The organism is Actinocorallia lasiicapitis, from assembly GCF_054778695.1.
This window is the reverse complement of sequence record NZ_BAAGZI010000272.1, coordinates 1-8,330: the sequence shown is the minus strand read 5'-3', so window position 1 is coordinate 8,330 and position 8,330 is coordinate 1. Positions and strand designations below refer to the sequence as shown.

At 69.4% G+C, this 8,330-nt stretch carries 7 protein-coding genes; 1 reads left to right on the top strand and 6 read right to left on the bottom strand.

The window, feature by feature from the left end:
• Positions 1-194: 194 nt before the first annotated feature.
• The gene (locus ACYVE7_RS24270; RefSeq protein ID WP_460367503.1) at positions 195-1,517 is read right to left on the bottom strand and encodes a serine/threonine-protein kinase; all 1,323 of its coding nucleotides are present in this window, start codon (positions 1,515-1,517) and stop codon (positions 195-197) included.
• Between the two features lie 93 nt (positions 1,518-1,610).
• Entirely contained in the window at positions 1,611-2,465 is an 855-nt protein-coding gene (locus ACYVE7_RS24265; RefSeq protein ID WP_460367505.1) for a helix-turn-helix transcriptional regulator, read from the bottom strand.
• Positions 2,466-2,575: 110 nt separating this feature from the next.
• Between ACYVE7_RS24265 and ACYVE7_RS24260 the strand changes: the two genes are divergently transcribed.
• Positions 2,576-3,982, top strand: a complete 1,407-nt coding sequence (locus tag ACYVE7_RS24260; RefSeq protein WP_460367502.1) for an MFS transporter — start codon at positions 2,576-2,578, stop codon at positions 3,980-3,982.
• Positions 3,983-4,032: 50 nt separating this feature from the next.
• Here ACYVE7_RS24260 and ACYVE7_RS24255 read toward each other — a convergent pair whose 3' ends face one another.
• The 4 genes from ACYVE7_RS24255 to ACYVE7_RS24240 form a co-directional block, all read right to left on the bottom strand.
• Entirely contained in the window at positions 4,033-4,575 is a 543-nt protein-coding gene (locus ACYVE7_RS24255) for an RloB family protein (RefSeq protein WP_460367500.1), read from the bottom strand.
• A gap of 82 nt (positions 4,576-4,657) precedes the next feature.
• Entirely contained in the window at positions 4,658-5,914 is a 1,257-nt protein-coding gene (locus ACYVE7_RS24250) for an AAA family ATPase (RefSeq protein ID WP_460367498.1), read from the bottom strand.
• A gap of 192 nt (positions 5,915-6,106) precedes the next feature.
• Positions 6,107-7,762 (bottom strand): fumarate hydratase, encoded by a 1,656-nt coding sequence (locus ACYVE7_RS24245; RefSeq protein ID WP_460367497.1) that lies wholly within the window; start codon positions 7,760-7,762, stop codon positions 6,107-6,109.
• On the bottom strand, positions 7,755-8,330 hold a 576-nt coding region (locus tag ACYVE7_RS24240), incomplete at its 5' end, for an EamA family transporter (protein ID WP_460367496.1). The genes ACYVE7_RS24240 and ACYVE7_RS24245, both read right to left, overlap by 8 nt.

Sequence of the window (8,330 nt, the reverse complement as noted above, 5' to 3'; positions counted from 1 at the left end):
GCCCCGGCGGCCGGCCGCCGTTCGGCGTGGGTCTCGGACTGCGCGCAGCCCGCCGACAGCAGGGCCAGCGCGGCGACGCCGAGGGAGAGGGTGCCGAGGGAGAGGGTTCTGCCGGGCATGAGGTCTCCGATACGAGCGGGGTTGGTGATCAACCACGCTTGTATCGTGAACGGACGGTCACGCCCGGTGCGGCGTCACGGACTTTCGGAGATCTTGAAGTTCAGCCCGCCGGATTGCAGCTCACCGTCGAGGTACACCTTGCAGACGGTCTTGTCGCTGACCGTCACGACGGCGGGGCGGCGGTTGAACTGGTAGGAGTCGCCCGGCGGGACGTCGACATTGCTGACCTCGCCGTGCGGCCCGCCCAGGAAGGTCTTGACGTTGCAGGTTCCGCCCTCCGCCTTGACCAGCAGCGCCGGGGCGTTCTCGGCGTTGGCGACCTGGGCGGGAGCGTCCTTGCCCGTCGGCTCGACCGGGTCGTCGCCGCCGCCGGAGAGCGCCAGGATCACGATGATCACCGTGACGACCGCGGCGATCGGCACGCCCGCGACGATGAACGGCCGGAACCGCACCGCCGGGCTCTGCCGGGCCCGGTGGGCGCCGCTGCGCCGGCTCGGCAGGCTGCTGCCCGTCGACGACGCCGAAGCGGGACCGTAGGCGGGCTCGGGCGGCACCGTGTTGGCGGCCGCCGACCGGCGCGGGGTGGACGCCCGCTCCAGCCGCTCGACCAGGCGCGCATGGGTCAGCCGCTTGCGCGGGTTGCGCTGGAGCAGCCCGCCGATCACCGGACCGAGGTCGCCCGCCCGCTGCATGGGGGCCGGGTTGTCGGTGAGCACCGCCGACAGCGTCGCCATGACGCTCTCATGATCGAACGGGGGACGCCCCTCGACCGCGGTGTACAGGGTCGCGCCCAGCGACCACAGGTCGGACTCCGGGGTCGCCTTCTCGCCGCGCGCCACCTCGGGGGCGACATAGGCGGGCGAACCCACGAAAGTGCCGTGTTTGGTGAGGGTCGAGGAGCCGTTGGTGACGGCCAGCCCGAAGTCCGTGAGCACGACCCGTCCGGGCGCGAGCATCACGTTCGACGGCTTGATGTCGCGGTGCAGCACCCCGACGGCGTGCGCCTCGTCGAGCGCGTCGACGAGCTGACGGCCGAGAGCAGCCGCCTCCTCGGGACGGAGCGGGCCGTGGGTCTTGATGTGCTGTTCGAGGGTGGGCGCCTCGACGAGCTCCATGACGATCCAGGGCCGCGCGTGCTCCTGGACGACGTCGTAGACCTCGATGATCGACTTGTGCTTCACCCGGGCGGGGGCCCGTGCTTCGCGCAGCGTCCTGCGGTAGAAGACCACCCGCTCGTTCTCATCAAGTTCTGCCGGGAAGCGGATCTCCTTGATGGCGACATCGCGCTCCAGGAGCTCGTCATGGGCACGCCAGACCGTGCCCATCGCCCCATGACCGAGTGCTTGGAGCAGGCGGTAACGCTTCGCCAACACGAAGTGTTCCGTCCCCTGAGTCATGCGGGCAAAGATACAGGAGTATCCGGCTTGTAAGACAACGGATGCAATGTCCTGTACAGGCGTTCAGAACAGGCCGGGAACCGCCCCGTCAGATCACGAGTGCGGGCACCGCGGAAGGGCGAGTTCCCCGGAGATCAGCTTGTCCATCACGGTCCTGGTGCCGTCGTCCTCCGGGGTGTAGACGGTGAGCCGCAGGTCGGCGGCGGGCAGGACCGACAGGGACGTCGAGGTGAACGACAACGTGCCGATGGCCGGATGGCGGAAGACCTTGCGGGACGTGTCGTGCGCGGCGACGTCATGGGTGTGCCAGAGATCGGTGAACCGGGGGCCCGTCTCCTGGAGTTCGGCCACCAGACGGTCCCATTCCGGCTCGCCCGCATGACGTGCGTAGGCCGCCCGGAACGTCGCGACCATCAGGGGGAGCTCGACCGAGCCGTCGGCGAAGGGGTTGCAGCCCGGGCAGGCGAACAGGCCCTTGATGATGTTGCAGCCGCGGCTCTCGCCGTCGGAAGGGATCATGGTCGGGAACAGGGCCAGATAGGCGCGGTTCGCGGCGACGACGTCGAACCGCTCGGTCAGGGCGCAGGCCGGGAACGGCGACAGCGCGTCCATGATCGTCTGGAGTTCGGGGGGCGGGTGCGGGACCGAAGGACCCGACGGCGGACGCGGGACGTCGGCCAGCCGGTACAGGTGCTCGTGCTCGGCCGGGTCGAGGCGCAGCGTCCGGGAGACCGCGTCGAGGACCTGGACGCTCGCCCGGATCGGCCGTCCCTGCTCCAGCCACGTGTACCAGGTGACCCCCACCCCGGCCAGCTGCGCCAGCTCCTCGCGGCGCAGGCCGGGCGTGCGGCGGCGCGACCCGCCGGGCAGGCCCACCGACTCGGGCGTCAGCCGTTCGCGGCGCGTCCGCAGGAACGAGGCGAGATCGGCACGGCGGCCCGACGTCATCACGGTCACCCCGCCATCGTCGCCGACCGCGCGCCCGTTATCCAGGTGGCCGTGATACCTGGATAACCAGGCTCCTGGTACCCGGATCAGCGCGGCCGCACCATCGGATCATGACCGACATCCTGACCCAGCCCCCAGGCCAGGCGGAACGCCCCGCACGCTCGGGAGCCGTGCTGACCGTTCTCCTCACCGGCCTGATGATGGCACTGATCGACATCTCCATCGTCAACGTCGCGCTGCCCTCCATCGAGACCGGGCTCGACGCCTCCGGGGCCGGGCTCCAGCTCGTCGCCACCGGATACACGATCGTCTACGCGGTGCTGCTGGTCACCGGGGCGCGGCTCGGCGCGCTGATCGGGCACGGGCTCGCGTTCCGGCTCGGGCTCGCCGTGTTCACGCTCGCCTCGCTGCTGTGCGGGCTCGCCTGGACGACCGGGGTGCTCATCGCGTTCCGCGGGCTCCAGGGCGCGGGCGCCGCCGTCATGCTGCCGCAGGTGCTCAGCGTGATCCAGCGGACCTTCGACGGGCCCGCCCGCGCCGTCGCCATGCGCCGGTACGCGGAGGTGCTGGCCGGCGGCGGCCTCGTCGGGCAGGTGCTCGACGGGCGCATCGTCAGCGTCGGGCTGACCGACCAGGCGTGGCGTCCCGTGTTCCTGATCAATGTGCCGATCGGGCTGGTGCTGCTGGTCGTCGCGGGCCGGATCCTGCCGTCGAAGCGCGGGCCGTCCGGGGGAGTGTTCGACGTGCCGGGGCTGCTGGTGCTGTCGCCCGCGGTGCTCGCGTTCGTGGTGCCGCTGGTGCTGGGCCACGAACGCGGCTGGCCGCTGTGGGGCTGGCTGATGCTCGCCGGGTCCGTCCTGCTGTTCGGGGTGTTCGCGCTGGTGGAGCGGCGGGCGTCGCGTCCGCTGGTGCCGGGCCGGGTGCTGCGGCTGCCCGGAATGCCGACCACGATCACCGCGATGTTCATCGCGATGTCGGCCTTCGCCGGGACGTCGATCGCGCTGACCCTGCACTTCCAGGGCGCGCTGGGCTTCTCCGCCCTGGAAACCGGCCTGGCCTTCCTGCCGACGGCGCTGGGCTTCGGTTTCACCAGCCTCACCTGGGGCCTTCTCCCGCCCCGCCACCACCCGCGGCTCAGCACCATCGGCTTCCTGGTCGCCGCCCTCGGCACCGCAGCCCAGGCGGCGGCGTTCCACGGCGGCGGCACCCACGGCGTCTGGCTCTACCTGGCCCTGGCCGTCGGCGGCCTCGGCATGGGCGCCGCCTTCGGCCCCCTCATGGCCCTGATGCTCACCCGCATCCCCCCGTCCGACGCCGCCGAGGCCAGCGGCATCCTCGGCATGGTCATCCAACTCTCCACGGTCATCGGCGTAGCCACCCTGGGCACCCTCTACCTGGACCGCCTCCCCCACGGCAGCCCCACCGCCGTCGTCACCACCCTCCTCACCACCGCCGCCCTCCTCCTCACCGGCGCCCTCTCCTCAGCCCCCCTCCTCAGGGCCGGCGCCCGATCTTGAGGACAGGGCCGGTGGTGTCGGCGAAGAAGTCATCGAGGGACGACCGATTCTCAGCCCCACCGACGGAGTCCCGGCGCACGCTCATCGCCTGGCGGAACGAGCAGCTCGATCAGCCGCCAGACATCGCTTGACGGGTTCTGCTCAGGGCCGCCGCCGAGCTCTCCGGCCCGGGAGGCCGCTTTCCGGACGTCACGCACGAACTCGGTATAGACGAACCCCGCGCCCTTCTTCCAGCCGGGGACCAGCTTCTCCATCATCCGCTCGGCCTCTTTGGCCGTCTGGAACGGGGATCGGCGGTCAGTCCGGTGCAGGATCAGCCAGAACTCGAACGAGGGAGCCGACAGAGCGAGGCGTACGTTGGTGCCCTTGATCAGGTTCTGCAGGTCCTTCACGAGGACGGGGTCGAGTTCGGTGTCCAGGACGCACCAGATCTCGTCATAGTCTTCGTTCCGCCGCTTGAGGGCCTGACGTACCAGATTGCGGTGGTCGGCGCTGAAAACGCTGATGTCGAGGACAGAGCCGCGCCGTTTGAATCCGTCGAACCGTTTGAGTGCGTCGAAGTACGCGTGTTCGGTGGGGCCCTCACGGAGCATGAGGTAGCGCCGTTTCTCTTCCCGCGAGCCTGTCGCGCGCCGGTTGAGGTCGGTGGCGCGGGAGGCTTTCAGGCCGGTGGGCTTATGCGTCCTTGGGGACAACGTCTTCTGCTCCGCGTTGCGCCAGGGTGGTCAGGACCAGTTCGTCGGTGAGCGCGGGGACGGCACCGTAGCGGCCGGCGAGATACCGCAGTTCGCGATTCTCGTCCTTGCGCGGCTTGAACTCTGTCAGCGGGAACAGCTCGGTGCGGCCGCATTCGTCCTTTTCGGTGAACCAGATCTGGTCGCGGGCCAGGACCTCGACGCCCTGGATCCGGCCGAGGAGAGCCGCGTCATGGGTGGTGAACAGCAGTTGGGCGCCGTTCTGGTTGGTCACGGCGCTACGGAACAGGCCGATGAGGCGCGCGGACAAGTAGGGGTGGAGACTGGCGTCCAGCTCGTCGACGACGAGGGTGCCACCCTCGTTCAGCACGCTGAAGATGGGCGATGCCAAGGACATCAGCGACTGGGTGCCGGTCGACTCATCGGCGATCTTGAACGGAACGGTGCCGTCGCCGCCCCTGTGGTTGAACTGAACGCGGCGGGGTTGGCCCGCGTTTCCGAGAAAGCCGTCCGACAGCTTGACTTCGTCCACATCGGTGACCTCGGCGTCTTCGATACCGGTGTCGGCGGCACGGAGCAGCCCGTTGAGCCAGGTCAGATAGGTTTCGTCGGCTTTGGCCAGTCGCGCCAGGAGGTCGCGTTGCGAGACCCCGCCGACCAGCCGCCGCGAGGCGAGTTTCCGGTAGAACCAGTCGTAGACCGGCTCGACGTCGTCCTGGCGGGAACGCGCGGCGACCGAGATGAACAGCACGCTCGGGTCGACGATCGCCGCGACGCTCCGCATGGCCGCCTCGGTGTGGGTGCCCCACTCGTATGCGTCGCCGGTCCGATGGAAGATTCGGCGTCGCTGTTTCAGCGGGTAGCTGTACAGCCATTCCTCGTCGATCCGCTCGGGTCCGACGCTGAACCCGTACTCGTGGCGGACCCCGTCGAGAAGCAGGTCGACGACATAGGACGACGGGGCCTGGATCGCCTCCCGGTCCAGGGCGTGCGGAGTTCGCGAGGGCGGCGTGCCCGGTTCGCTGGCCTGGAGCGACGCCCGGACCATGTGCCGCATATAGACGAGCGCGTCGAGAACGTTCGACTTGCCGGACGCGTTCGGTCCGAAGATCCCCGCGACGGGCAGAGCCTCCCACTCACCTTCGTCCGCAGACTCCGGCGGGTAGACAGGCGTGAGCAGAAGCTGTTGCTCGTCTCGCAGCGACTTGTGGTTCGCTGTGCGGAAACTCAGCAACATCTCGCCTCCTCGTCCTCTTCAGGGCTACCTCTACCCCATTTGGCGTGGAAACCCCACACCTAGAAGCTACCACCGCTGTCGCTCGCTGAGACGGCGAGAAAGGCCCAGACCCTTTTGCCGTCGGAGTTGGGCCGGGCGCTCTGGCCGAGGGATCCGGAATCCCCTGCTCGAGGTGGAGGTCGTGGCTGACCGTCAGCGGCGGGGAGGCATGGTCGGCATCAGGGTGACCTGGGCCTTGTCGAGGTCGAAGAAGTCGTTGCCCTTGTCGTCTACGACGATGAAGGCGGGGAAGTCCTCTACTTCGATGCGCCAGACGGCTTCCATTCCTAGCTCGGGCATTTCTAGGACTTCGACCTTTTTGATGCAGTCCTGGGCGAGGCGGGCGGCGGGGCCGCCGATGGAGCCCAGGTAGAAGCCGCCGTGCTTGGCGCAGGCGTCGGTGACCTGCTGGGAGCGGTTGCCCTTGGCCAGCATGACCAGGGAGCCGCCCGCCGCCTGGAACTCCTCGACGTAGGAGTCCATGCGGCCCGCCGTCGTCGGGCCGAACGAGCCGGAGGCGTAGCCCTCGGGGGTCTTGGCCGGGCCCGCGTAGTAGACGGGATGGTCCTTGAGGTACTGGGGCATCTCGCCGCCCGCGTCGAGCCGCTCCTTGATCTTGGCGTGGGCGATGTCGCGGGCCACGACCAGGGTGCCCGTCAAGGACAGGCGGGTCTTGACCGGGAACCGGGAGAGCTCGGCCCGGATGTCGGCCATCGGCCGGTTGAGGTCGATCTTGACGACGTTGTCGTCGAGGTGCTCGTCGGTGGTGTCGGGGAGGAAGCGGGCCGGGTCGGTCTCCAGCTTCTCGATGAACACGCCGTCCTTAGTGATCTTGGCCAGGACCTGGCGGTCGGCCGAGCAGGAGACGGCGATCGCCACCGGGCAGGACGCGCCGTGCCGCGGCAGGCGGATCACCCGGACGTCATGGCAGAAGTACTTGCCGCCGAACTGGGCGCCGATCCCCAGCTTCTGGGTCAGCTCGAAGACCTGCTCCTCCAGCTCCAGATCACGGAAGCCGTGGCCGCCGACGTCACCGGAGATCGGCATGTGGTCGAGGTAGTGGGCGCTGGCGTACTTCGCGGTCTTCAGCGCGAACTCGGCGCTGGTGCCGCCGACCACGATCGCCAGATGGTACGGCGGGCACGCCGCGGTGCCCAGGCTGCGGATCTTCTCCTCCAGGAACGACAGCATCCGCTTCTCGTTCAGGACCGCCTTGGTCTCCTGGTAGAGGTACGACTTGTTGGCCGAGCCGCCGCCCTTGGCCATGAACAGGAACTTGTAGGAGTCGCCCTCGGTGGCGTACAGCTCGATCTGCGCGGGCAGGTTCGAGCCGGTGTTCTTCTCCTCCCACATGGTCAGCGGGGCCATCTGGGAGTAGCGCAGGTTGAGGCGCGTGTAGGCGTCGTACACACCGCGGCTCAGGTGCTCCTCGTCATGGCCGTCGGTGAGGACGTTCTGGCCGCGCTTGCCCATGACGATCGCCGTGCCCGTGTCCTGGCACATCGGCAGGATCCCGCCGGACGCGATGCCCGCGTTCTTCAGCAGGTCGAGCGCCACGAACCGGTCGTTGGGCGACGCCTCGGGATCGTCGAGGATCTTGCGGAGCTGCGCCAGGTGGGCGGGGCGCAGCAGGTGCTGGATGTCGTGGATCGCCGTCTCGGTGAGCAGCCGGATCGCCTCGGGCTCCACCTGCAGGAAAGTACGACCCGCGGCCTCTACCGTGGAGACGCCCTCGGTGGTCAGGAGCCGGTACTCGGTCTCCTCGTCCTTGCCCAGGGGCAGCAGCTCGGTGTAGGCGAACTCAGGCATCTTCGATCCTTTTCCGTCGGTCGTGACCGCCCCCCAGGGTAGTCCCGTAGGTCACCCCGGCGGCCACCAGGAGGCACCCGGCGAGGGTCGCCCCCGACGGGACCCCCAGTCCGAGCGCCACCGTGGTCGCCGCCGCGGAGATCGGGATCACTCCGGCGAAAAGGGACGCCCGATCGGGTCCGAGCCGGCCGAGCGCGTCGTACCAGAGCAGGAACGCCACCACCGTGATGATCAGCCCCGCGTAGATGATCGCGGCGCCCTCCGCCCGGGTCGGCATCCGCACGTCCTCGCCGACGATCAGCGACGTCGTGATCAGCATCGGCACCGCGAGGGCCGTGCAGTACGCCGACAGCCTCACCGGCCCCAGCTTCGGCAGGACGGGCAGCGCCAGCAGCGAGAACAGCAGCTCCCCGAGCAGCGCCCCCGCCGCGAACCCGAACCCTTTGACGCTCCCGCCGCCGATCCCGTTGGCCAGCCCTGCCCCGCCCGCGACCAGCAGCGCCCCGAGGAGCACCCGCGACGACGGCCGCCGCCCCACCGCCAGCGGCCCCGCGAACGCCATGACCAC

What these genes read in the sequence shown, in the direction of transcription:
- ACYVE7_RS24245 (WP_460367497.1), bottom strand. Translation starts at nt 7,762, where the DNA reads ATGCCTGAGTTCGCCTACACCGAGCTGCTGCCCCTGGGCAAGGACGAG.
- ACYVE7_RS24255 (WP_460367500.1), bottom strand. Translation starts at nt 4,575, where the DNA reads ATGCTCCGTGAGGGCCCCACCGAACACGCGTACTTCGACGCACTCAAA.
- ACYVE7_RS24250 (WP_460367498.1), bottom strand. Translation starts at nt 5,914, where the DNA reads ATGTTGCTGAGTTTCCGCACAGCGAACCACAAGTCGCTGCGAGACGAG.
- ACYVE7_RS24260 (WP_460367502.1), top strand. Translation starts at nt 2,576, where the DNA reads ATGACCGACATCCTGACCCAGCCCCCAGGCCAGGCGGAACGCCCCGCA.
- ACYVE7_RS24265 (WP_460367505.1), bottom strand. Translation starts at nt 2,465, where the DNA reads ATGACGTCGGGCCGCCGTGCCGATCTCGCCTCGTTCCTGCGGACGCGC.
- ACYVE7_RS24270 (WP_460367503.1), bottom strand. Translation starts at nt 1,517, where the DNA reads ATGACTCAGGGGACGGAACACTTCGTGTTGGCGAAGCGTTACCGCCTG.